At 70.3% G+C, this 21,617-nt stretch carries 24 protein-coding genes and 1 other RNA gene; 9 read left to right on the top strand and 16 right to left on the bottom strand.

The annotated features are described in order from the left end of the window. Positions 1 to 68: 68 nt before the first annotated feature. A complete protein-coding gene (locus QL985_RS00710; RefSeq protein ID WP_019309384.1) occupies positions 69 to 668 on the top strand; it encodes a GDSL-type esterase/lipase family protein in 600 nt (199 codons plus the stop codon). A 310-nt stretch (positions 669 to 978) separates the two neighbouring features. Here the strand turns inward: QL985_RS00710 and rsrA are convergent, their stop codons facing one another. Further along, positions 979 to 1,245, bottom strand: coding sequence for a mycothiol system anti-sigma-R factor (gene rsrA, locus QL985_RS00705; RefSeq protein WP_019309385.1), 267 nt, complete (start codon positions 1,243 to 1,245; stop codon positions 979 to 981). A 3-nt stretch (positions 1,246 to 1,248) separates the two neighbouring features. Continuing rightward, positions 1,249 to 1,929, bottom strand: coding sequence for a sigma-70 family RNA polymerase sigma factor (locus QL985_RS00700; RefSeq protein ID WP_019309386.1), 681 nt, complete (start codon positions 1,927 to 1,929; stop codon positions 1,249 to 1,251). A 208-nt stretch (positions 1,930 to 2,137) separates the two neighbouring features. On the opposite strand from QL985_RS00700, the gene QL985_RS00695 reads away from it, so the two are divergent. The 4 genes from QL985_RS00695 to hisN are packed head-to-tail and all read left to right on the top strand — an operon-like array spanning position 2,138 to position 5,961. Next, the gene (locus QL985_RS00695) at positions 2,138 to 2,674 is read left to right on the top strand and encodes a DoxX family membrane protein (protein WP_121240992.1); all 537 of its coding nucleotides are present in this window, start codon (positions 2,138 to 2,140) and stop codon (positions 2,672 to 2,674) included. Positions 2,675 to 2,687: 13 nt separating this feature from the next. Further along, positions 2,688 to 4,028: a 3-phosphoshikimate 1-carboxyvinyltransferase gene (aroA, locus tag QL985_RS00690; protein ID WP_121240994.1), complete on the top strand. Its 1,341-nt coding sequence runs from the start codon at positions 2,688 to 2,690 to the stop codon at positions 4,026 to 4,028. A 3-nt stretch (positions 4,029 to 4,031) separates the two neighbouring features. Next, on the top strand, positions 4,032 to 5,147 hold the full coding sequence (rsgA, locus tag QL985_RS00685) for a ribosome small subunit-dependent GTPase A (protein ID WP_019309389.1): 1,116 nt from the start codon (positions 4,032 to 4,034) through the stop codon (positions 5,145 to 5,147). Between the two features lie 4 nt (positions 5,148 to 5,151). Next, entirely contained in the window at positions 5,152 to 5,961 is an 810-nt protein-coding gene (gene hisN, locus QL985_RS00680) for a histidinol-phosphatase (RefSeq protein ID WP_019309390.1), read from the top strand. A gap of 185 nt (positions 5,962 to 6,146) precedes the next feature. Here hisN and QL985_RS00675 read toward each other — a convergent pair whose 3' ends face one another. The 3 genes from QL985_RS00675 to QL985_RS00665 form a co-directional block, all read right to left on the bottom strand. Then, complete coding sequence (locus QL985_RS00675; protein WP_050899429.1) at positions 6,147 to 7,043, bottom strand: DUF4190 domain-containing protein; 897 nt, start codon at positions 7,041 to 7,043, stop codon at positions 6,147 to 6,149. A 164-nt stretch (positions 7,044 to 7,207) separates the two neighbouring features. Beyond that, positions 7,208 to 7,576, bottom strand: a transfer-messenger RNA (tmRNA) gene (gene ssrA, locus QL985_RS00670). Between the two features lie 85 nt (positions 7,577 to 7,661). Beyond that, positions 7,662 to 7,799, bottom strand: a complete 138-nt coding sequence (locus QL985_RS00665) for a hypothetical protein (RefSeq protein ID WP_158217859.1) — start codon at positions 7,797 to 7,799, stop codon at positions 7,662 to 7,664. Positions 7,800 to 7,875: 76 nt separating this feature from the next. Between QL985_RS00665 and QL985_RS00660 the strand changes: the two genes are divergently transcribed. Then, positions 7,876 to 9,648, top strand: coding sequence for an ATP-binding cassette domain-containing protein (locus tag QL985_RS00660; protein ID WP_019309391.1), 1,773 nt, complete (start codon positions 7,876 to 7,878; stop codon positions 9,646 to 9,648). Positions 9,649 to 9,660: 12 nt separating this feature from the next. On the opposite strand, the gene smpB is transcribed toward QL985_RS00660, so the two are convergent. After that, complete coding sequence (gene smpB, locus QL985_RS00655) at positions 9,661 to 10,149, bottom strand: SsrA-binding protein SmpB (protein ID WP_019309392.1); 489 nt, start codon at positions 10,147 to 10,149, stop codon at positions 9,661 to 9,663. Between the two features lie 74 nt (positions 10,150 to 10,223). Next, on the bottom strand, positions 10,224 to 11,342 hold the full coding sequence (gene prfB / locus QL985_RS00650) for a peptide chain release factor 2 (RefSeq protein WP_019309393.1): 1,119 nt from the start codon (positions 11,340 to 11,342) through the stop codon (positions 10,224 to 10,226). An 82-nt stretch (positions 11,343 to 11,424) separates the two neighbouring features. On the opposite strand from prfB, the gene QL985_RS00645 reads away from it, so the two are divergent. Beyond that, on the top strand, positions 11,425 to 12,597 hold the full coding sequence (locus QL985_RS00645) for a sugar phosphate nucleotidyltransferase (RefSeq protein ID WP_019309394.1): 1,173 nt from the start codon (positions 11,425 to 11,427) through the stop codon (positions 12,595 to 12,597). A 47-nt stretch (positions 12,598 to 12,644) separates the two neighbouring features. Then, on the top strand, positions 12,645 to 12,812 hold the full coding sequence (locus QL985_RS00640; RefSeq protein ID WP_019309395.1) for a hypothetical protein: 168 nt from the start codon (positions 12,645 to 12,647) through the stop codon (positions 12,810 to 12,812). 236 nt (positions 12,813 to 13,048) lie between these two features. Here QL985_RS00640 and QL985_RS00635 read toward each other — a convergent pair whose 3' ends face one another. The 9 genes from QL985_RS00635 to QL985_RS00595 all read right to left on the bottom strand — a co-directional run bounded on the left by QL985_RS00635 (position 13,049) and on the right by QL985_RS00595 (position 19,356). After that, the gene (locus QL985_RS00635) at positions 13,049 to 13,525 is read right to left on the bottom strand and encodes a pilus assembly protein TadG-related protein (protein WP_029603136.1); all 477 of its coding nucleotides are present in this window, start codon (positions 13,523 to 13,525) and stop codon (positions 13,049 to 13,051) included. A gap of 110 nt (positions 13,526 to 13,635) precedes the next feature. Continuing rightward, on the bottom strand, positions 13,636 to 14,094 hold the full coding sequence (locus QL985_RS00630; protein WP_237573756.1) for a hypothetical protein: 459 nt from the start codon (positions 14,092 to 14,094) through the stop codon (positions 13,636 to 13,638). Then, entirely contained in the window at positions 14,072 to 14,482 is a 411-nt protein-coding gene (locus QL985_RS00625; protein ID WP_192807214.1) for a TadE/TadG family type IV pilus assembly protein, read from the bottom strand. Before QL985_RS00625 ends, QL985_RS00630 begins: the two co-directional genes overlap by 23 nt. Beyond that, positions 14,454 to 14,678, bottom strand: a complete 225-nt coding sequence (locus tag QL985_RS00620) for a hypothetical protein (protein ID WP_019309399.1) — start codon at positions 14,676 to 14,678, stop codon at positions 14,454 to 14,456. Before QL985_RS00620 ends, QL985_RS00625 begins: the two co-directional genes overlap by 29 nt. 48 nt (positions 14,679 to 14,726) lie before the next feature. Beyond that, positions 14,727 to 15,671, bottom strand: coding sequence for a type II secretion system F family protein (locus tag QL985_RS00615; protein WP_259905279.1), 945 nt, complete (start codon positions 15,669 to 15,671; stop codon positions 14,727 to 14,729). After that, the gene (locus tag QL985_RS00610; protein WP_019309401.1) at positions 15,668 to 16,525 is read right to left on the bottom strand and encodes a type II secretion system F family protein; all 858 of its coding nucleotides are present in this window, start codon (positions 16,523 to 16,525) and stop codon (positions 15,668 to 15,670) included. The genes QL985_RS00615 and QL985_RS00610 overlap by 4 nt, the downstream gene beginning before the upstream one ends. Continuing rightward, entirely contained in the window at positions 16,522 to 17,952 is a 1,431-nt protein-coding gene (locus tag QL985_RS00605) for an ATPase, T2SS/T4P/T4SS family (RefSeq protein WP_019309402.1), read from the bottom strand. The genes QL985_RS00610 and QL985_RS00605 overlap by 4 nt, the downstream gene beginning before the upstream one ends. Before the next feature lie 210 nt (positions 17,953 to 18,162). Then, complete coding sequence (locus tag QL985_RS00600) at positions 18,163 to 18,669, bottom strand: DUF2304 domain-containing protein (RefSeq protein ID WP_019309403.1); 507 nt, start codon at positions 18,667 to 18,669, stop codon at positions 18,163 to 18,165. Positions 18,670 to 18,681: 12 nt separating this feature from the next. Continuing rightward, positions 18,682 to 19,356, bottom strand: a complete 675-nt coding sequence (locus QL985_RS00595; protein WP_019309404.1) for a glycosyltransferase family 2 protein — start codon at positions 19,354 to 19,356, stop codon at positions 18,682 to 18,684. Positions 19,357 to 19,502: 146 nt separating this feature from the next. Between QL985_RS00595 and QL985_RS00590 the strand changes: the two genes are divergently transcribed. Next, positions 19,503 to 21,545, top strand: a complete 2,043-nt coding sequence (locus QL985_RS00590; RefSeq protein WP_019309405.1) for a DUF6541 family protein — start codon at positions 19,503 to 19,505, stop codon at positions 21,543 to 21,545. Positions 21,546 to 21,617: the final 72 nt, after the last annotated feature.

Here is a 21,617-nt window from a genome sequence, read left to right as displayed (position 1 = left end):
CGACCTGCCCGGGGGCCATCACCTGACGGCCCCCGGGCCACGCAACAACCCGAAGGATGTCGAGAAGAGTGGACCAACGCAGGATCCGCATTGTGGCCGTGGGCGACGAACTGCTGGCCGGAGTGGACGACCCCCGCGCCCTGGGCTGGTTCGGTCGCGTCCTGGCCCGCACCCCCCGTGACGTGGTCCCCGTGGACGCCTACAACCTCGCCGCGCCGGGAGAGGGCAGCGAGACCCTCAACGAGCGCTGGTTCGACGAGGCGGTCCGCCGCTTCGATCCCGCGTGCGACAACCGCCTGGTCATCGCGCCGTCCGCCCTCGACATCGACCTGGGCATCACCTCAGCGCGTTCCCGGCTGAACATGGCGAACATCGTGGACCAGGCCACCCAGAACAACGTCAAGGTGCTGGTGGTGGGCCCGCCGCCCACGCTGGACCCGCAGCGCAACCGCAAGATCGCGGACCTCTCCGCGGCGTACGGGGACGTCACCACGCGCCGCAACCACGTGTACGTGGACACCTTCAACCCGCTGCAGCACCACGAGCAGTGGCGCAAGGACCTGGCCGCCAACCACGGCAACCCCGGCCAGGCGGGCTACGGCCTCATCGCGTGGCTCGTGCTGCACCGCGGCTGGTACAACTGGCTGCAGCTGCCCGAGCCCCGCTGACGCCGGTTCCGAGAACGGCACTCGTCCCGGAACTCGCCCCCCTCCCGTTCCGGGAGGCACCCCATTCCCCGCGGGGACGGTCGCGACGACTTGGTGGCTCTGGGACCACCGCAGATGTGAGATACTGACGGACGATGTTCCAGCCAATCACCACAGGAGGTACATCATGAGCAAGCGTGGACGTAAGCGCAAGGATCGTCGCAAGAACTCGGCAAACCGCGGCAAGCGGCCCAACTCCTGAAGTTCTGCGCACGAACCACGGAACGCCCGCAACCATCACGGTTGCGGGCGTTCTGCATGTCCGGGGTTCTCAGGCCGCGGGGTGCTCGCCGCACTGCGCGTCGATGCGCTCCAGGATCGAGCGCTTGAGCTGCTCGGGGGCGCTCTCGCAGCACGAGCGCTTCATCACGGAGCGGATGACGCACTCCAGGTTGTACTCGCGCTCGCACTCGGAGCACCCGGTGAGGTGGGCGTGGATCTCCTCGAGGTCCTCGGTGGTCAGCGCGCCGTCAAGGTACTCATAGATGCGCTGGATGCGTTCGTCGGTGCAGCCTCCGCTGCAGGGGTTCTGCGTCATGTGTCAGCCTCGATCCTTCGCCGGTGCCCCGCCCTTGGCCGGCCTGCCGGCCTTGGACGTGTCGAATCCTCGTTCCTGGGCGTAGTCGCCCAGCTTCTCGCGCAGGAGCTTGCGGCCGCGGTGCAGCCGTGACATCACGGTGCCGATGGGCGTGTCCATGATCTCGGAGATCTCCTTGTACGCGAATCCCTCCACGTCCGAGAAGTAGACCGCCAGGCGGAACTCCTCGGGCAGCTCCTGCAGCGCCCGCTTGACGTCCGAGTCCGGGAGGTGGTCCAGTGCCTCGACCTCCGCGGAGCGCAGCCCCGTGGAGGTGTGGGACTCGGCCCGGTGCAGCTGCCAGTCCTCCACGGTGTCCGTGTTCGCCTGGCGCGGTTCACGCTGCCGCTTGCGGTAGAGGTTGATGTACGTGTTGGTGAGGATCCGGTACAGCCAGGCCTTGAGGTTGGTTCCGGGCTTGTACTGGTGGAACGCGGAGAACGCCTTGGTGTAGGCCTCCTGCACGAGGTCCTCGGCGTCGGAGGGGTTGCGGGCCATGCGCAGCGCAGCCGCGTAGAGCTGGTCCACGTACTGCATGGCGTCACGCTCGAAGCGCTCGCGCCGCTGCTGGGTGGACTCCTCGCCGGCCGGCACCTCTTCGGGGTGCTCCACGGCGTGGGATTCGTGAGTTCGCTGATCGTTCATCACGCCCAAGTCTAAGGCGGGGGCCGTCATCTCCGGACCGTCACCTGCCCTCCCGCACGCCTTCTGCCTCACCACACGTGTGGTGCTTCCGTTCATCCGGGACAACACACGCTGCTCGCGCGGGTATTCCCGGGGGAGCCCCGGCCGCGGGCCGATAGGATGGCTGTCGTGCCTTCCCGGAGATGCCGGGACCCTAAGGAGGAGAACCATGAGCATTGTTCGTCGTCTCGCCCGCCCGCTGCTCGCCACCGGCTTCATCGCCGGAGGGGTGGACGCGTTCCGCAACTCGTCCACCACGGCCCGGCAGCTGGATCCCGTGCTGAAGGCCGTGGAGAGCGCCGCACCGCAGCTGCGCCCCGTGACCGCCAACCGCGCCGTGGTGGCGCAGGGCCTCGCGGCCGCCCAGGTGGCTGCCGGATCCCTGCTGGCCGTGAGCAAGCTGCCCCGGCTGTCCTCCACCGTGCTGCTGGGCACCACCGCCCTCAACGGCTACGCCCAGTACCGCTCCGCTGACGCGAGCACCACCGAGGGCAAGGCGGCCCGCCGCTCGGGCCTGCTGAAGAACGTGTCGCTGCTGGGCGGCGTGATGATCGCCGCCGTGGACACCTCCGGCAACCCGTCCCTGGCGTGGCGCGCGAGCCACCTCGCGGACGACGTCCGCAAGAACGCGGTCAAGGTCAGCAAGGACACCAAGAAGAAGCTGAACGAGGCCGAGAAGGCCGTGCAGAACGCCGTCTCCTTCTAGTCCGCCGCACCACGTGACGCGCAACGGCTTGACGCACCCCCGGGACTCTGCCCACTGGCCCGCCCCCTCCGCCCACGGCTCGCCCGTGAGCGGCACGGTGGCGGTGCCGGGGTCCAAGTCCCTGACCAACAGGTACCTCGTGCTCGCCGCGCTGGCGAGCGGGCCCTCGGTGGTGCGCAAGCCGTTGCACTCACGGGACAGCGCTCTCATGGCCGCCGCGCTCGAGCAGCTGGGCGCCACGGTCACTGCACTTCCGGATCCGGGCCCGTTCGGCCCGGACCTGCGGATCGACCCCGTGTCCCCGGGCGCTGCGCTGCACGAGCCCGTGGCCGTGGACTGCGGACTCGCCGGCACGGTCATGCGCTTCGTGCCCCCCGTGGCCGCGCTGTGCTCGGGCACGGTCGTCCTGGACGGCGACGACGCCGCCCGGGTGCGTCCCATGGCTCCCGTGGTCGAGGGGCTGCGGCAGCTCGGGGTCCGGGTGGAGGACGACGGCCGGGGCACCCTGCCGCTGAGCGTCGTCGGCACCGGAACGGTGCCCGGTGGGACCGTGAGGATCGACGCGAGCGGGTCCTCGCAGTTCGTCTCCGCACTGCTGCTGGCCGCGGTGCGCTTCGACTCCCCCCTCGTGCTGCGCCACGACGCCCCCGGCGGGGTGCCGTCCCTGCCGCACGTCGAGATGACGCTGCAGGTGCTGCGCGACGCCGGTGTAAGCGCCGAGCGCGTGGGCGAGCGGGAGTGGCGCGTCGAGCCCGGGCCCGTGGCCGGCCTGGACGTGACCGTGGAGCCGGACCTCTCCAATGCCGGGCCCTTCCTCGCCGCGGCCGTGGTCACCGGCGGCACCGTGAGCATTCCGGACTGGCCCGCGCGCACCACGCAGGGTGGCGACCACTGGCGCCACATCCTCCCCAGCTTCGGGGCGCACGTGGCCGTGCGGGACGGAGTCTTCACCGTGACGGGCCCGGACGAGCTGCAGGGCGTGGACCTGGACCTCTCCGAGGCCGGTGAACTGGCCCCCACCGTGGCCGCACTGTGCGCTCTGGCCTCGGGGCCGTCCCGGCTTCGGGGCATCGCCCACCTGCGCGGGCACGAGACCGACCGGCTCGCCGCGCTGAGCACCGAGCTCAACGCCCTGGGAGGCCGCGTCCGCGAGACCGAGGACGGCCTGCAGATCACCCCCGCGCCCCTGCACGGCGGCGAGTTCCACACGTACCACGACCACCGGATGGCCACCGCCGGCGCCATCCTGGGACTCCGCGTCCCGGGGATCCTGGTCGAGAACATCGCCACGACCGCCAAGACGCTGCCGGAGTTCCCACAGCTGTGGGCCGCTCTGCTGGGCACGGGGGCCTGAGCGGTGGCACGCAGGACGTGGGACGAGTCGGACGTGCGGGTGCGCGCAAATAAGCGTGGCTCCCGACCCCGCACCAAGCAGCGCCCGTCCCACGAAGACGCCGTGGTGGCCCGCGTGGTGGCCGTGGACCGTGGCCGGTACACGTGCGTGGTGGACGAGGACGGCCCCGATCCCGTCACGGTGCTGTGCGTGCGCGCCAAGGAGCTGCGCCGCCGCCCCATCGTGCCCGGTGACCTGGTGGGAGTCGTCGGGGACGTCTCCGGCGCGCCCGACACGCTCGCCCGGATCGTGCGGATCGAACCACGCGCCACGGTGCTGCGCCGCAGCGCGGACGACACCGACCCCGTGGAGCGGGTGATCGTGGCGAACGCCGACCGTCTGGTCCTGGTGCTCGCCGCCGCCTCCCCCACTCCCCGCACGGGATTCGTGGACCGGGGCCTCGCGGCCGCGTGGGACGCGGACATCACCCCCGTGGTGTGCATGACCAAGTCCGACCTCGCGGACCCCACGGAGTTCCTCGACTACCTGCACGACCTCGACGTCCTCACCGTGACCACCCAGCGCGCCACGGACCGGGGCCAGCGACCGGAGGCCGGGCTGCACGAGGAGTCCCTGGCCGTCTCTGAGGACTCCCTCGCCCGGCTGCGGGAATTGCTGGACGGGCACGTCAGCGTGTTCCTGGGCCCCTCCGGCGTGGGTAAGTCCACGCTGGTCAACGCCCTCACCGGAGCCGAGCGGGCCACGGGCGGCGTCAACGACGTCACGGGGCGCGGCCGGCACACGTCCTCCTCCGCCCGGGCCCTCACGGTCCCGGGGACCAGCCCGGGCACGTGGGTCGTGGACACCCCCGGCATCCGCTCCCTGGGACTCGCGCACGTGTCCGAGGAGAACCTGCTCGACGCCTTCACGGACCTCGTGCCCGCCACCGCCCACTGCCCGCGGGGCTGCCGGCACACCGAGGACTCCCCCGGCTGCGCCCTGGACGCCTGGGTGCACCGGCCGGAGGCCTCCCCCGCCGCGCCGGAGCGGCTGGAGTCGCTGCGCAGGCTGCTGGCGGCGTCGCGCGGGGAGACCCAGCAGGGTGACAGCGAGAAGCAGCTCGGACAGGCGATAACGTAGGGGCATGCGCGCACCGAGCAACCACACGGACGACCTCCGCCTGGCCCACATCCTCGCGGACTCCGTGGACGGCCTGACCATGAAACGGTTCAAGTCCCAGGACCTCACCGTGGAGACCAAACCGGACCTGACCCCCGTCACGGACGCGGACCGGGAGGCCGAGCAGGTGATCCGCGGTCAGCTGGGACGCGTGCGCAACCGGGACGCCGTGATCGGCGAGGAGTTCGGGGCCACGGGCTCGGGCGGGCGGCAGTGGATCATCGACCCCATCGACGGTACCAAGAACTACGTGCGCGGTGTCCCCGTGTGGGCCACGCTCATCGGCCTCGTGGAGGACGGCGAGGTGGTCGTGGGCGTGGTCTCCGCGCCCGCTCTGAACCGCCGCTGGTGGGCGGCCGCCGGTTCCGGGGCCTTCACGGGCCGCTCGCTCTCGCAGGCGCAGCGACTCTCCGTCTCCTCCGTGGCCACGCTAGAGGACGCCTCCCTGTCCTACTCGTCGCTGTCCGGCTGGCAGGAGCTGGGGATCCGGGACCGTTTCCTGGACCTCACGGACCGGGTGTGGCGCACACGGGCCTACGGCGACTTCTGGTCCTACTGCCTCGTGGCCGAGGGCGCGGTGGACCTCGCGTGCGAACCCGAGCTGAACCTCCACGACATGGCGGCCCTGGTGCCCATCGTGACCGAGGCCGGCGGGCACTTCACCTCGCTCGCGGGGCAGGACGGACCGTTCGGACCGAACGCCCTGGCGAGCAACGGCACCCTGCACGACGCCGCCCTCGACGTTCTCGGCACGCGTCAGGACAGCGCCGACTGAGCCATCACGCGGGTCCCGGGGCCCCAGCGCGGCGCTCGGCCCCCGCCGTCCCGTCCCGGCCCGGCGTTCGGCCGGCACCCGTCCGGCACGAAAAACGCCCGGCACCTCTCCTGTGGAGGCGCCGGGCGTCGTCGTACCGCTGCCAGACGGCAGAACCCGGAGCGTGCGGGGTCCGCCGAATTGGATCACGTGTTGGGCGAGTCGCTCTGCAACGAGTCCGTGATGCACTGCTCGTACTTCGCCTCGTCCCCCTGGGACGCGTAGGGCAGGCAGTCGCTGACGGAGCTGAACGCCCAGGCGAAGACCACGGCCATGAGGATGCCGCCGATCACCGCAAGGGACGAGAGCACCACGCCCACGACCGCGAGCGCCGGGGACTCCCGGCGGGACTTGCGCATCTTGACCAGGCCCACGATGCCGAGCACCAGACCCACGAGCCCGATCAGGCCACCCAGACCGCCGAACCAGAAGGTCAGGATGCCCAGGATGCCCAGGACCAGCGATGCGATGGCCAGGCCCTTGCCCGGCGTCGGAGCCGTGTTCTGGCCGTACGGATCCTGCCCGTTGTAGGGCTGCTGGCCGTACGGCTGCTGGGAGTAGCCGTCCTGGTAGTGCGTGGGATAGCCGTCCGAGTTCTGGGAGTCGTAGCCCTGCTGCACCCCGTAGCCCTGGGTGCCGTAGCCCTGGGTGCCGTACCCCTGGGTGCCGTACTGCTGCCCGCCGTAGCCCTGGTTCCCCGGGTCCTGCACACCGTACTGCTGCCCGGAGTAGCCGTGGCCCCCACCGGACTGCTGGCCGTACTGGCCGCCGACACCGTACTGGGAGTCACCGTACTGGGAGTCGCCGTAGCCGCCGTACCCCGAGCCACCGTGCTGCGAGCCCGAGGACGCGGAGTCGCCGTAGCCGGCCGCGCCGAAGCCCTCCTGTCCCGCGCCCGTGGCCTGTGCCGAGGAGTCCTGGCCGTACCGGTCCTGCCCGGCCGCAGAGGTCTGAGCCCGGTCCGCCGAGTACTGGCCGTACTGCGGCTGCTCGCCGTTCGAGGCCGAGGAGGAACCCGAGTTCTCGGGGAAACGCTCGCTCATGGAGGCGCCTGCCTTTCGGTCGTGGTGAATCGTGTCGTGAGCCAGTCTCCCACACGAGCTGCACCCGCTTCTCGGCGGTCCCTCCGCGGCCCGCACCGGGCGAGGCATGAAAAAACACCCCGGACCGCAGGGTCCGAGGTGTTCTCGATGTCCGTGGACATCACGGGTGGAGATGGGGGGAATTGAACCCCCGTCCGATGCAGCATTGTCAGGGCTTCTCCGGGCGCAGTGTGCTTGCAGGTTTCTCAGTCCCGGCCATCTCGCACACGAGTGGCCGCCGGACTCAGTCACGTAGAAGTCCCCTGGACGTCCGTGACGTACGTCCAGAGCAGTGACCTTCTAGCTGATGTCAGATTCCAGGTCGAAGGTGAACCTGGGCTGACAGACTGCTCGGGCTACTTACGCAGCGAGAGCGAAGTCAGTGCGCTTGGATTTGGCACTTATATTTTTTGCAGAGAGCGTTGACGAGATGACTCTGCATCCTCGGCCCGCTTCCCCTGTCTCAACTCACATCGTCGAAACCGATCATCCCCGTATTCATTTTTCAATGAGCACCACGTCACCGCGCAGCGCGCCGTGTCGTAGACACACAAGACTACGTCCGCACGTCCTCGCGCGTCAACAGCACACGGCCTCGCCGCAGGGCCGTGCCGACGATCCCGGAGGAGCAGGGCCGAGCGGAACGGCGCCGGTGGTGCGGTCCTCGGTGGACCAGCCCTTGTCCTCCCCCGTCCAGTGCCCTACGGTGGGGGCCATGTCCCGATGAGTCCTTCCTGAATCCCCGCGTCCGAGGCCGCTGCCCGGCGGGGACCGCGACCATCAGAGGACCTTCGTGAACCCCTCCCCCATCCCCTTCCCCGCGTCCGCGCGCGCAAGCACAGCGTTCAGCACGTCCGGCGCCACGGGCACCCACGTGACGGTGGACGGGGTATCCGCCTCGTTCGGCACCCACCGCGTCCTCACGGACATCACCTTCACCGTCACCACGGGCCGCCCCGCCGGGCTGATCGGCGAGAACGGCTCCGGCAAGAGCACCCTGCTGCGCATTCTGGCGGGTCTGCGCGCACCCGATGCCGGCACCGTGCGCGCCGTCGGTCCCGGCGGTGGGCCCGTCCGCGTGGGCCTGCTCCACCAGGAACCGCCCTTCGCACCGCAGGACACCGTGGCCCAGGCCGTGGCGGCAGCGGTGCGCCCCGTACGGGACGCGGCCCGCGCCGTGGACGACGCCGCCCGCGCCCTGGCCGCCGCCCCGCACGATGAGCGCGCGGGCACCCGCTACGCCGACGCGCTGGAGACCGCGGAACGCACCGGCGCGTGGGACGTGGACACGGCGATCGGTGCCACGCTGGACGGCCTCGGGCTGGGCGGCGTCGCCCGCGACCGGCGCACCGCGGAGCTCTCCGGTGGCCAGCGGGCCTGCTTGTCCCTCGCGTGGACCCTGCTCCGTGCTCCGGACGTGCTGCTGCTGGACGAGCCCACGAACCACCTGGACGACTCCGCCCTCGACTTCGTGTCAGCCACGCTGCGTTCGTGGCACGGACCGGTGCTGCTCGCGAGCCACGACCGGGCGTTCCTGGACGCCACGGTCGGATCGCTCGTGGACCTCGACCCGGCCCCACGCCCCCATGCCGCCACCGCGGACCTCGTGGCCGACGGCACGGGCACCGGAATCGGCGTGACCCGCTTCAGCGGCACCTACTCGCAGTACGTGCTGGCCGGGCTGGACGCTCGCGAGCGCTGGGAGCGCACCTACCGGGACGAGCAGGAGCAGCTGAAGAAGCTGCGGGCCACGGTCCAGGAGCAGCAGAGCGTCGGGCACTCGGGCAGGGCCCCACGGACGGAGGCGCGGGCGGCGAAGAAGTTCTACGCGGACCGCAACGCCACCGTGGTCTCCCGCCGCGTCAACGACGCCCGGACGCGCCTGGCCACCCTCGAGCGGGAGCAGGTGCGCAAGCCCACGCAGGAGCTGTTCTTCCGCGGTCTGACGGCCGCGGACCACGACGCCGCGCGCTGCCTCCGTGCCTCCGGCCCGGTGCTCACCGCTTCCCGCGCCACCGTGGAGCACCGCCTCGCCCCGGTCTCCCTGACCGTGGGGGCGGGTGAGAAGTGGCTGCTCACCGGGCCGAACGGTGCGGGCAAGTCCACCCTGCTGAACCTCCTGGCGGGCCGTGCGGAGCCCACGGGCCGCAGCGTGCACCGGGCCCCGGGAGTGCGCGTGGGACTGCTCGGCCAGGAGGACTCCGTGGCCCACGCGGACCCGGAGCGCACCGCAGTGAGGGTCTACCTGGACCTCGTGGGTGAGGAACTCGCGGAGACGGTGCCGCTGGGCACGTTCGGGCTGCTCGCGGGGCGGGACGAGAACCGGCGCGTGGGTGAGCTCAGCGTGGGCCAGCGGCGTCGGCTGGCCCTGGCCGCCCTGCTCGCGGACCCGCCCCACGTGCTGCTGCTGGACGAGCCCACCAACCACGTGTCCCTGGTGCTGGCCACGCAGCTCGAGGCGGCCGTGCCCGAGTACCCGGGGAGCGTCGTCGTCGCCTCCCACGACCGCTGGCTGCGACGGAACTGGAACGGCCGGCACCTCCGTGTGGAGGCGCCGGCCGTGTGAGGCACGCGGAGCTCAGCCGCGCATGTTGCGGTAGCGCATGGCGCGCTGGGCCTCGCGGTTGTCCTGCTTCTCGCGCAGGGTCTGGCGCTTGTCGTACTCGCGCTTGCCGCGGGCCACCGCGATCTCCACCTTCACGCGCTTGCCGTCCACGAAGTACAGCGACAGCGGGATGATGGTGTAGCCAGCCTCGCGCGTCTTGCCCGCGATCTTGTCCAGCTCCGCGCGGTGCAGCAGCAGCTTGCGGCGGCGCCGGGCCGAGTGGTTGGTCCACGAGCCCTGCAGGTACTCCGGGATGTGGGCGTGCTCGAGCCACAGCTCACCGCGGCTGTCGAACTGGCAGAACGCGTCCACCAGGGACGCCCGCCCCATGCGCAGGGACTTCACCTCGGTGCCCATGAGCGCCAGTCCGGCCTCGTAGGTGTCCAGGATGGCGTAGTCGTGCCGCGCCTTCTTGTTGTTGGCCACGATCTGGCGGCCGTCGTCAGCGTTCTTCTTGGCCATCGGCCTGTTCTTCCCTCACTGCTGCCCCGCTCTCCCGGCGCCACCGTGGGTGGGCCGGGCGGTGCGGTGCAGACTCAGTTCTCGTCGTCGCGGCGCGCCCCGGCGCGCCAGCGGATGCCTTCGTCGATGAAGGAGTCGATCCCGCCGTCGAACACGGAGCTGGGATTGCCCTCCTCGTAGTTGGTGCGCAGATCCTTGACCATCTGGTACGGGTTCAGCACGTACGAGCGCATCTGGTCGCCCCAGGACGCCTTGACGTCCCCCGCCATCTCCTTCTTCTTGGCGTCGGCCTCCTCCTGGCGCTGCAGGAGCAGCCGGGACTGCAGGACGCGCAGCGCGGCGGCGCGGTTCTGGATCTGGGACTTCTCGTTCTGCATGGACACCACGATGCCCGTGGGGATGTGGGTCATGCGCACCGCGGAGTCCGTGGTGTTCACGGACTGGCCACCGGGACCGGAGGAACGGAACACGTCCACCTTGAGCTCGGACTCCGGGATCTCCACGGTGTCGTCCGACTCGATGAGCGGGATGACCTCCACTGCCGCGAACGAGGTCTGGCGCCGCCCCTGGTTGTCGAACGGCGAGATCCGCACCAGGCGGTGGGTGCCCGCCTCCACGGACAGCGTGCCGAACGCGTACGGAGCCTTGACCTCGAACGTGGCGGACTTCAGCCCGGCCTCCTCCGCGTAGGAGGTGTCCAACACCTTGGTGGGGTAGCCGTGGCGCTCGGCCCAGCGCAGGTACATGCGCATGAGGATCTCCGCGAAGTCCGCGGCGTCCACGCCACCGGCACCGGAACGGATGGTGACCACGGCCTCGCGCTCGTCGTACTCGCCGGCCAGCAGGGTCTGGATCTCCAGCTCGGACAGAGCTTTCTGGATGGACGTCAGCTCCGTGGCGGAGGCGTCCCGGGTCTCCTGGTCGTCCTCGTCCTCGGCGAGCTCCACCATGACCTCGAGGTCGTCGATCCGGCTCTCGATCTTGCGCAGCCGGTCCACCTTGGACTGCTTGTGGGAGAGCTGGGACGTGACCTTCTGGGCCTCGTCCGGGTTGTCCCACAGGTCCGGCGCGGCGGCCTGCTGCTCGAGCTCCGTGATCTCCTTCAGCAGCGTCTCGGCGTCGCTGACCGCGGCCACCGAGTCGTAGGTGGCGCGGAGGGCACGGATTTCTGCAGCGTAGTCAATGGTGGCCATGACAGACCACTTTACGTCATGGTCTCCCGGCCCCGTGAGCCGCTAAACTCGGTGGAACCCACGAACACCAAGGAGACTGACGATGCAGCGCCCCACCGTCCTCGCACTGGTCCTGGCAGGGGGCAAGGGCTCGCGCCTGGGAGCCCTCACCGACACCGTGGTCAAGCCGGCCCTGCCCGTGGGCGGCACCTACCGGCTGATTGACATCTCGCTGTCCAACCTGGCGCACTCCCACGTCCCGGACGTGTGGATGGTGCAGCAGTACCTGCCCCACGACCTCAACTTCTACATGGCCAACGGGCGGCCCTGGGACCTGGACCGCTCCCACGGCGGGCTGCACATCCTGCCCCCGTACCAGGGCGCGGAGGGCGAGGGCTTCGCCTCCGGGAACTCGGACTCCATCTTCCGCCAGGCGGAGCTGATCCGGGAGGCGAACCCTGACCTGGTGCTCGTGCTCTCCGCGGACCATCTCTACACCATCGACTTCCGCAGCGTGATCGACACCCATCTCACCAGGCGCGCGGACCTCACCATGGTCACCACGGAGGTCTCCGAGGACGCCTCCCGGTACAGCGTCGTGGAAACCAGCGAGTCCGGTGAGGTCACCGGCTTCGAGTACAAGCCCGAGCACCCGCGCAGCAACCTGGTGGCCGGGGAGATGTTCCTGTTCTCCACGGCGGTGCTCCTGGACGCGCTGAACCACCTGCAGGACACTCTGGGCGAACTGGGGGACTACGGCGAGGACCTCATCCCCCACGTCCTGGAGCACCACACCGTGGTGGAGCACCGTCACCTGGGGTACTGGATGGACCTCGGCACCATCCAGTCCTACTGGACCGCGCAGCAGCAGCTGCTGGACGGGGACGGCGCCACCCTGGACGATCCCGCGTGGCCCATCTGGAGCGGCCAGGCGCCCCTGCTGCCCGCGTTCATCGCTGACGACGCCGCCGTGTCCCGTTCCCTGGTGGCCCCCGGTTCGCGCGTGGCCGGCACCGTGGAGCACTCCGTGATCGGCGAGAACGTGACGGTCGAGGCCGGCGCGGTGGTGCGCAACTGCGTGCTGCTCGACGGCGTGCACGTGGGCTCCGGGGTGGAGCTGCTCAACGTGGTCGCGGATTCGGACGCCCACATCACGGGCGGCTCCCGGCGGGGATCGCCCCAGCACGTCACCGTGATCGACCGCCACGGCGTGGTGAGCGAACGGGAACCGTTCGACACCTCCGCGGTGCTACCCCGAGACTGGGAACAGTACTGACCAGTCTCCACCTGGAACCCACCCCCATCCGAAAGGACCGATCCACCATGTCCCGCTCGTCCCGCAAGACCCTGGGCCCCGTGCTGCGCGCCGAACTGTGGCGCGCCGTGCGCCACGTCGGAGCCCGCAAGGCGTTCCGCCTCCTGCTGCTCCTCCCCCCGTTCCGGTGGGCCAACCGGGCACTTCGTACCCTGCGGCTGGTGCGCGGGCACTGATCCGCGCCACGTGAGAAGGCCGGGGGCGGCGTCGTGGATGCACTGATCCGCCCCCGGCTTTCTTCGTGCCTGTTCCGGCCCGGTCGAGCACCGGTGGTCAGCCGTCCCGTCAAGTTTCGGACGGCGCGCCCTGCCGGCGGGTTTGGTCGGAGGCATTGTTCGCCCGTTGCGCTGCCCGGGACGGTGCCGAGCCACCATGAACCCGGCCGCGCGGATCTCTGGCGGTCCACCGGTGGTCACCGGCGCATCACGGCGCGGGCGTCCCCGGTGGCGCTGATGGGCACCCCGGCCGGGACGATCACGTTGACCACGGGAGGGTGAACCACCGCCGTGAGGGTGACCTGCGCCGTCGTGCCGTCGGGTGAACCAGTGGGGGTGCCGACGGACAATCCGCTGACGTCCTGGAACGCTCCCACCGTGCCCAGGTAGCTCGCGGCGGAGGTCGCCACCGCGTCGTCCGTCAGGATCGCCGTGGGAGGCCCATCACCGGAGCGGTCCACCGTGGTGAAGGTGTCCGCGGCGGCGCCGGCGGCCCGGTCCGCGAGCGACTGCAGCTGTCTCTGCCCCACGTAGACGCTCGTGATCGCCAGGACAGTGACCACGAGCAGCAGGGTGACCAGGGCGAAGCCGATCAGCACGATGGTGGTCTGACCGCCGTCCGGATCAGCATCACCGTCTGCCGCCGCGGACCGTCGTGCGGCCACGTGACTCATGATCCTTCCCACCGAGCCGCAGCCGGCGTGGACCGGTGCACGGAACGAGGTCTTTCCTCGAGTGGGACGCACGCTGCGAGCACCTCTGGCGCACGCGGAAATCCGTGGCGTCACGAGTACCTCCCGGAGACCACCGTGACGTCGGAGGTCAGGGTGGCGACCGTGGCCGTGAGGAACCCCGGCATGCCGGGCAGCTGGACGGTCAGGCTGGCATGGACGGTGGTCACCGCGCCCGGGGACGCACACGAGCCATCCGAGCACGAGACGGTGACCGCGAGGTCCTGCGGCGCAAAACCGTGGTCCTGGGCGGCCACGGCCGCGAGGTCGTGGACCCCGGCGCGGTCGAGGTCCTCGGCTTCCGCCACGCTGATGGCCTGTCCGGCCTGTTCCGCGGCGGCCACCACCGCGAAGGAACCCGCCTGGACACGGGACACCGTGATGACGAGGTAGATGATCGGGATCAGCAGCAGCAGACCCAGACCGATGAACTCGATCACCGCGCTGCCCCGATCCGGGTCCTCCGGCTGCCCGTGGTCGGGAGACCCGTCAGGCGTCCATGTCCACCGCATGCCCGCTCACCTCCAGAGCATCGGATGGGCCGAACGTGGCCACCACGGGCAGCGGTGCAACAACGTGCACCTCGATGGCCGGCAGCTCTCCCACCCCCGTGCGGGACACCGTGATGTCCTGTGCGTACCCCGCTCCCACGGCGTCCGTGATGATCGCCCGGGTGCGCTCGGCTCCGTCCGCGTCCGTGCGGTCGGCCAGGCTCGCGTACCGGGCGCCGGCGGCCGCAGCGTCGATGAGCGTGTTGCGCACGTGCAGCGTGAAGCCGAGCTGCAGGATCATGCCGAAGAGCACGACCGCCAGGGCCAGCACCATGACGTACTCGGCCACCGCGTTGCCCGCGTCCGGATCGCAGGAGACCTCAGAGTCCCGAGACGCGGTTGATGGCATCTTGGAACAGTCCCTCCAGCGCCGGCCGGGCAATCAGCAGCAGCCCGGCCACGAGGACCGCGGACATCAGGGTGAGCATGACCCAGCCGGGGACGTCCCCGCGGTCGGGGTCGTCCTCGGTGGGGGCCAGTCGCGCGGGAACGGCAACGGTCAGCAGCCACAGCAGTCCTGTGTGGCAGCGCATCAGGTGTTTCATGGTCGTCTCCTTCTCGGGGTGGATTCGTGGGGTGGGAAGCATGGGACGTCAAAAGCCGAGGTTGAGCACGGCGAGTCCGGGGAACACCGCGAACACGACGCTCAGCGGCAGGATGAAGAAGACCACGGGAACCAGCATGGCGATCTCCTTCTTGCCCGCGACCTCCATGAGCACGCGCTTGTCGTGGTCACGGACGTCCTGGGCCTGGGCACGCAGCACGTCCGCGAGCGGCGTCCCGCGTTCGATGGCCACGACGATGCCGTCCACGAACCGGCCGAGGGCCACCACGTCGGTGCGGGCGGAGAAGTCCTGCAGCGCCGTGCTCAGACCGGCACCCGCCCGGGTCTGGGCGAGAACGGCGCGGAACTCCCCGGCCAGTTCCCCCTCGGCCACACGGCACACGCGCTCGAGTGCCCCCACCGCGCTCTCTCCCGCACCCACGGCGAGCGCCATGAGCTCGGCCACGGCAGGGAACTCGGCGAGCATCAGCTTCTCCCGCCGGTGAATGCTGCGCAGCAGCCACTGGTTGCGCCCCCAGACCCCCGCCCCGGCTCCCAGGACAGCGGCAATCGGCACCACGGCCGGGTGGACGTCGGCCCGCACGGCCAGCGCGAGTCCGGAGGCGGCTCCCGCCACAGCTCCGACGACGCCGCACAGCACCTGCTCGGCGCGGTAGTCCATGACGTCCTTGCGCGAGCCGTCCCGCACCAGTCGCCGCGCCAGGACCTCCGCGTCGGAGAACAGCGGGGCCGTGCGTTCCAGGATCCAGGCCATCGCAAGGCTGCCCGCGGTGCCGGTGAGCGACCTCCCCGGCCCGCGGGGCGCGCCCCACGCAGTGGCGTGGATCCCGCCGCCGAGCTCCACGGCCCGGAGCTGCGGCGCGATCCTGTCCGCGAAGCTCGGCGCTCCTCCGGCCTTCACGGCCACCCACACGAGCCAGAGGCCCCACGCCAGGACCAGTCCCAGGATTCCTGAGGTCACGGGGACGTTCATCGCAGCACCCGCTGTTCCTCGGGGAGCGCGCCGAGGCGCAGCATGAGCTGGTAGGCCACCACGGACACGACCAGTCCTCCCAGCAGCACCACGGCACCGGCGGCCGTGTTGTAGGCCTGCACGGCGGCGGGCTGCGTGGCCATGAGAGCCAGGATGAGCCACGGGGCCGCCACCGAGAGCCGCGCGGCGTTGACGGTCCAGGACTGGCGTGCCTCGAGCTCGCTGCGCGTTCGTTCGTTCTCCCGCAGGAACTCCGACAGCGTGCCGAGCAGCTTGCCCAGGTCCGTGCCACCCACCTCGCGCGTGACGCGCAGCGCCTCCACGATGTTGTCCGCTACGGGATCCGCCAGGCGCTGCTTGAGCAGGGTCAGGGAGCCGTGCAGCTGGCCGCTGGCCCGGTAGTCCGCCGCAAACTGCGCGAAGGCGGGCCGCAACGGTTCGGGCCCGCGGTACTGCAGCTGCATGAGGGCCTCGGGCAGGCCCATGCCCGCGCGGATGGCAGACCTCAGGTGGTCCACGACGTCCGGCCACACCTCCCGCAGGACGGCCGTGCGGCGTCGCGCGCGGCGTCGTACGAGCCAGAGCGGGACGCCGAGTGCGACGACGAAGACGCACAGCCCGAACACCACCGCGGAGGTCACGGCGAAGGTGAGCAGCCCCGCGACACCGGCCAGCGCCAGGCTGAGAGCCGCGAAGGTGGCCGGCGCCACCCCCGGCAGCCCTGCCTGCAGCAGGACCGTGCGAAATTTTCCGGCTCCGGCGTGCCTCGTTCTCGTCCCCGTGGGCCGTGTCCAGCACGACCACCACACGAGGAACACCCCCGCGCCCAGCAGGGCACCCACCAGGGCGCTCACGAGGATTTCCTCCGCGACTGCCCGCCGCGGGTGCTCCCGCGATGTCCCGCACGCGTTCTGCCGGACCCGGTGCGGCTCTGCGCCCCGCGGTCGGCCACGCGACCCGTTCCACGGGGCGCAGAAGGTTCCACCGCAGTGGCAGACGCTTCCGGCCCGTCCTCGACCATCCCCGGGGAGGGCGGCGGTGCGTCGTCGCGGATGAGTGCGGCGGGCGCGTACCCCGCGCGCACGAACTTCTCCGAGGACGGGACCTCGGAGGCGACCGCGCGCAGGACCCCGTCCTCGAGCCGGAAGACCGGATAGGTCTCGATGACGCCGTTCTCCACCCTGTTGCCCACCGCCAGGATCTCCGCCACACGCCGGTGGCCCGTGGCGTCTCGCTGACAGTGGACCACCAGGTCGAAGCACGACGCCACGGTGGGGAGCACGAAGGCGCTGCTGATGTTGTCCCCGGCGAGCAAGGGCAGGGTGCAGATCTTGGTGACGGCGTCCCGTGCGGAGTTGGCGTGTAGCGAGCACATCCCCGGCAGGCCCGCGTTCAGGGCGATGAGCATGTCCAGGCTCTCGGCCTCCCGCACCTCCCCCACCACGAGCCGGTCCGGGCGCATGCGCAGCGCCTCCTTCACGAGCCGGCGCAGCGGGATCTCGCCCGTACCCTCGAGGTTCGCCTGGCGGCACTGCATGGCCACGACGTCGCGCAACGCCACCTTGAGCTCGAAGACCTCCTCGACCGTGACCACCCGCTCCCGCGGGCCGATGGCCGCGCACAGGCAATTGAGCATGGTGGTCTTCCCGGCCTGCGTGGCACCGGAGACGAGGATGTTGAGTCCCGAGTCCACCGCGGCGTGCAGGAAGTCGGCCGCCTGCGTGGTGAGCGAGCCCAGCGCGACCAGGTCCTGCAGCCTGCGCGCACGCGCCACGAACTTGCGGATGTTCACGGCCCAGTGGGCGCGGGTCACGTCCGGGATGACCACGTGCAGCCGGGAGCCGTCCGGCAGGGAGGCGTCCACGAAGGGGGAACTCAGGTCCAGGCGGCGCCCGGAGGACTTCAGCATCCGCTCCACGAGCGTGCGGACGTGGGACTCGCTCAATGCCAGACTCGTGAGCTCGGACTCGCCGCCGCGGGCCACGTAGATCTCGGTGGGGCCGTTGATCCAGATCTCCTCGACCTCGGGGTCGTCCAGGTACGGCTGCAGCGGCCCGTAGCCCGCCACGAGGTCCAGCACGGTCTTGCGGGTGGCGTCCAGGTCCTGGATCCGGGGCAGCCCGGCACGGGCGGAGCGGACGTCGTAGTCGGAGACCACCGAGGCCACGATCCGGCGGGTGGGCTCCACCTCGTGCAGCGGGTCCAGTCCGCTGCGGCGGATCTGCTCGCGCACGTCCGCCTCGATCAGTCCGATCGCGTCCTCGGTGACACCCGTGGCCATGGCTCCCCCTGGGGTTCCCCCGAACCCGTTACTGGCTGGTCATCTCTGGAGGGAACGCTAGGGCAAATCAGGCGCGGCGGACACGGTCGCCGACGCGTTCTGTGGATAACCGCGCTGACCTGCACGAATGGAACGCCCTCGGCACGTCATGCTCGGTCGCAGAATGCATCCACATGAATCGTGACACGCGTCACGGTGACGAGCGCGAGGTCAGACCGCCGTGGAACCACCCCGGGCGGCGTCGTGACCGGCGTCCGGCTGGGCGGAGCCCGCACCCGGGCCTGCCGGGCCTGTGTGCGGCTCCTCCGCCGGGCGGGACGTGGGGGACGCCGCGGCGAAGGTGAGCACCGAGGCGCGGTCCACGTGGGCGGCGTCGGGCGCCCAGGGGCGCTCCGCCTCCGAGATGGCGATGTGCCGCGCCAGGCGCGTGATGTTGACCTCGTCCACCCGGCGGCGCTGGGCGGAGGTGTACTGGGTGATCATGAAGAGCACCACGAGCCCATAGAGCACCAGGTCCGTGCCGCGGCCGATGCCGAGGAACCGGGCTGCCTGAGACACCAGGTCCGGGACCAGGATCGATATGGCGGCGAAGAAGAAGAAGGCGACCGCCGCCAGACGGCGGATGGCCTGGTGCTTGGCGTTGGCACCTCCGCGCACGAGCGTGAGTGCGCCGTAGGCCACGGCCAGGATCAGGGCGATCTGAATCAGAATGGTCATCGGTGCGTCTCGCTACTTCACGAACAGTTCGGCCAGGATGTTCACGCCGTTGAGCAGGGACTGGCCCTTGCCGCGTGAGTAGTCGGTGTAGATGATCTCCACGGGGTGCTCCACCCACCGGGGCTTGAGCTCCGCGAACCGGTTGACGATCTCCGAGGCGTGCGCCATGCGGTTCTGCTGCAGGTGCAGCTTGGCGACGGTGGAGCGGTCGATCGCACGCAGCCCGTTGTGGGCGTCGGAGAGGTCCATGCCGCTCGTGAACTTTGACACGAAAGCGGCCGTGCGCAGCACCAGGCGCTTGAGTTTGGACACCTGGGTGCGGTCGTCCAGGAAGCGCGAGCCCAGGACCACCTCGGCCTCGCCGGTGCGGATGCGCTGAACCATGTCGTACGCATCCACCACGCGGTGCTGGCCGTCCGAGTCGAACGTGACCACGCAGTCCATCTCCGGGTCCTGCAGCGCGTACTCGAAGCCCGTCTGCAGCGCGGCACCCTGCCCCAGGTTGATGGGGTGCTGGACCACCACGGCTCCGGCGTCCCGGCAGATCTGTGCGGAGTCGTCCGTGGAGCCGTCGTCAACGCACACCACGTGCGGGAAGGTCCTCCGGAGATTCTCCAGGACCTCACCCACCACCTCGGCCTCGTTGTACACGGGCATCACTATCCACGCTCGACTCACGGGGACCATTGTTCCACAGCGTGCGGCGGCAACCACTCCCCCTCGGATGGCCGGAGCCCTTGCAGAATTCTGCGAGTTCCACCGCGGACCCCGTCCGGGTGCTCGCACCCCGTCCACTAAACTTCCCACGTACCCGCCCCCCGCTGTCTGGAGTCATGGATCCCGTGAGCTGGCTAGAAGCACTTCCCTCGTACGCGCTGGTGGGGATCCTGATGGTCCTTCCGGGCGCGCTGCTCAGCGTGGCCCTCGGTCTGCGCGGGCTCGCCCGCAGCGCGGCGGTGATCCCGCTGTCCGTCGCGGGGTTCAGCGCCTCAGCCGTGATCTTCGGGCTCGCGGGGGTGCCGTGGAACCCTCTCACGGTCGCCCTCGCGTTCGTCGTGGTGGCGCTCGTGCTGTGGCTGGCACTGCTCCCCGCTCGACGCCGCCTCATGGCCGGACCGTGGGTGGGCGCCACCCCCTGGCGGGAGCGCATCACCACATCCCTCGTGGGGCTGTGGTGCGCGGCGGCACTCGGCATCGGCATCGTGGTGCAGCGCCTGCACCTCATCATGCAAACTCCAGACGCCTACTCGCAGACGTACGACGCGAACTTCCACTACAACGCTGTGCGCTACATCCAGGAGACCGGACAGGCCTCCTCACTCACGCTGGGCGGACTGGGAGTGGTAGAACCGACCTTCTACCCGGCGGCGTGGCACGACACCGCAGCGTTCGTGACACAGGTGACTGGCCTTCCGGTGGTCCTCACGGGGAACGCCATGACCATGATGATTAGCGGCGTAGTTTGGGTTCTGGGCTGCCTCTACTTCACCACCCGATTGCTCGGTTCCCGACCCACGGTGTCCGTGGCCGCGGGCTTGATGGCCTCGAGTTTTCCTGCATTCCCCTACCTGCTGAGCTTCTACGGCAACTTGTTCCCCAACGCCATGTCCATCGCCTTCCTCCCTGTATGGCTGGGCCTGCTCACGGACGCGCTGGGCCTCTCTCGGGAGCCATATCTCCGGTCCAAGGCCGCCCTCTGGGTCACGATCCTGGCCGTCACCGGGGCCATGGGACTTGCTCACCCATCCTCGGTGGTGGTGGGTCTGGCCCTGCTGTGGATCATGCTCCTCACGGCGTGGTGGCGCATGGTGCGCCACACCAGACCGTGGTGGTTCAAGGTCCTCACCGGAGTGGGCCTGGTGGCCTGGCTGCCCATCCTGCAGCAAATTTGGTTCGCGGCTCGGGCCAGCCAGACGGCTTCCTCGTGGAAGCCCCATGTCACGGAGGCCCAGGCCCTTGGCGAGGCCCTGGCGACCGTGCACCCCAATGCCCCGCACCTTCCCTGGGCCCTCGTCATCGTGGTGCTCCTGGGCGCGGGCACCCTGTTGCGCCACCGCTCCCGGTGGGTTGTGGGGGCCTGGGCATTCCTGGTGTGGCTCTACGTGCTCGTGGCCTCTTCCAGGAATGCGGAACTGCGCTACGACTGGGGCGGCATCTGGTACAACGACGTGCACCGCATCCTGGCCCTGATCCCCGTGGTGGCCGTTCCCATGGCTAGCGCCGGGGCCGTAGCCCTGGTGCACTGGGTGGTGTCTCGGGCCCGGCGCACGGCGGCCCGGGCTGCCCGCAGCCCGCGGGCGACCCAAGGAGTGCGCGCTGCGGCTACGCGACTCTTGTCCCTGATGCGTTCTCGCGGCACCGCGGTGATCGGCGGCGCGCTGGCCGTCCTTCTCGGATGGCAGCTGCTGCAGGCCCAGGCCATGACGGATGTGGTGAATTACGGCAAAAACCTGTATGCGGGAGCCGGCGACTACCCGTACGCCCTGGTGTCCCCGGAAGAACTCGCCCTACTCGAGGAACTGCCCGAGTACGTGCCCTCCGATGCGGTGGTCTACGGCAACCCGCTCACCGGAACGTCCCAGGCCTACGCGGTCTCGGGCACCGAGGTGCTCATCCCCCACAACGGGCTGGTGGCGGACCCGGGCGTGTCGGTGATCATCCACCACCTGGACGAGTTGACCACGGACCCCGCGGTCTGCCCTGCTCTGAGGGAGCACAATGTCCAGTATGTCTTGGACTTCGGCACTCGGCGGGTGAACCTCTTCGCAGAATTCGACACCACCGGTTACGACCAGCTCACCCCGCAGAACGGCTTCGAACTCGTGGCACAAACCGGCCCTGAGGCCAAGCTCTACAAGATCACCGGGTGCGGGTGACCCCCGCGCCAGAACGACGGCGCCGCGAGAGCAGGACTCTCGCGGCGCCGTCGTTCTCTCACCCGGGCGCGG

The organism is Kocuria sp. APC 4018 (assembly GCF_030407675.1).
Taxonomy (GTDB): Bacteria; Actinomycetota; Actinomycetes; order Actinomycetales; family Micrococcaceae; genus Kocuria; species Kocuria rhizophila.
Note: the sequence above shows the minus strand (reverse complement) of the source record. Positions and strands in the feature narration are given on the sequence as shown.

Coding starts and splice junctions, on each gene's coding strand:
- QL985_RS00700 (WP_019309386.1), bottom strand. CDS start 1,929: ATGAACGATCAGCGAACTCACGAATCCCACGCCGTGGAGCACCCCGAA.
- QL985_RS00695 (WP_121240992.1), top strand. CDS start 2,138: ATGAGCATTGTTCGTCGTCTCGCCCGCCCGCTGCTCGCCACCGGCTTC.
- QL985_RS00620 (WP_019309399.1), bottom strand. CDS start 14,678: ATGAAACACCTGATGCGCTGCCACACAGGACTGCTGTGGCTGCTGACC.
- QL985_RS00595 (WP_019309404.1), bottom strand. CDS start 19,356: ATGGTCCCCGTGAGTCGAGCGTGGATAGTGATGCCCGTGTACAACGAG.
- QL985_RS00615 (WP_259905279.1), bottom strand. CDS start 15,671: ATGAACGTCCCCGTGACCTCAGGAATCCTGGGACTGGTCCTGGCGTGG.
- prfB (WP_019309393.1), bottom strand. CDS start 11,342: ATGGCCACCATTGACTACGCTGCAGAAATCCGTGCCCTCCGCGCCACC.
- QL985_RS00665 (WP_158217859.1), bottom strand. CDS start 7,799: ATGGCCCCCACCGTAGGGCACTGGACGGGGGAGGACAAGGGCTGGTCC.
- QL985_RS00590 (WP_019309405.1), top strand. CDS start 19,503: ATGGATCCCGTGAGCTGGCTAGAAGCACTTCCCTCGTACGCGCTGGTG.
- QL985_RS00605 (WP_019309402.1), bottom strand. CDS start 17,952: ATGGCCACGGGTGTCACCGAGGACGCGATCGGACTGATCGAGGCGGAC.
- QL985_RS00600 (WP_019309403.1), bottom strand. CDS start 18,669: ATGACCATTCTGATTCAGATCGCCCTGATCCTGGCCGTGGCCTACGGC.
- hisN (WP_019309390.1), top strand. CDS start 5,152: ATGCGCGCACCGAGCAACCACACGGACGACCTCCGCCTGGCCCACATC.
- QL985_RS00635 (WP_029603136.1), bottom strand. CDS start 13,525: ATGAGTCACGTGGCCGCACGACGGTCCGCGGCGGCAGACGGTGATGCT.
- smpB (WP_019309392.1), bottom strand. CDS start 10,149: ATGGCCAAGAAGAACGCTGACGACGGCCGCCAGATCGTGGCCAACAAC.
- QL985_RS00640 (WP_019309395.1), top strand. CDS start 12,645: ATGTCCCGCTCGTCCCGCAAGACCCTGGGCCCCGTGCTGCGCGCCGAA.
- QL985_RS00645 (WP_019309394.1), top strand. CDS start 11,425: ATGCAGCGCCCCACCGTCCTCGCACTGGTCCTGGCAGGGGGCAAGGGC.
- rsrA (WP_019309385.1), bottom strand. CDS start 1,245: ATGACGCAGAACCCCTGCAGCGGAGGCTGCACCGACGAACGCATCCAG.
- QL985_RS00625 (WP_192807214.1), bottom strand. CDS start 14,482: ATGCCATCAACCGCGTCTCGGGACTCTGAGGTCTCCTGCGATCCGGAC.
- QL985_RS00675 (WP_050899429.1), bottom strand. CDS start 7,043: ATGAGCGAGCGTTTCCCCGAGAACTCGGGTTCCTCCTCGGCCTCGAAC.
- QL985_RS00630 (WP_237573756.1), bottom strand. CDS start 14,094: ATGCGGTGGACATGGACGCCTGACGGGTCTCCCGACCACGGGCAGCCG.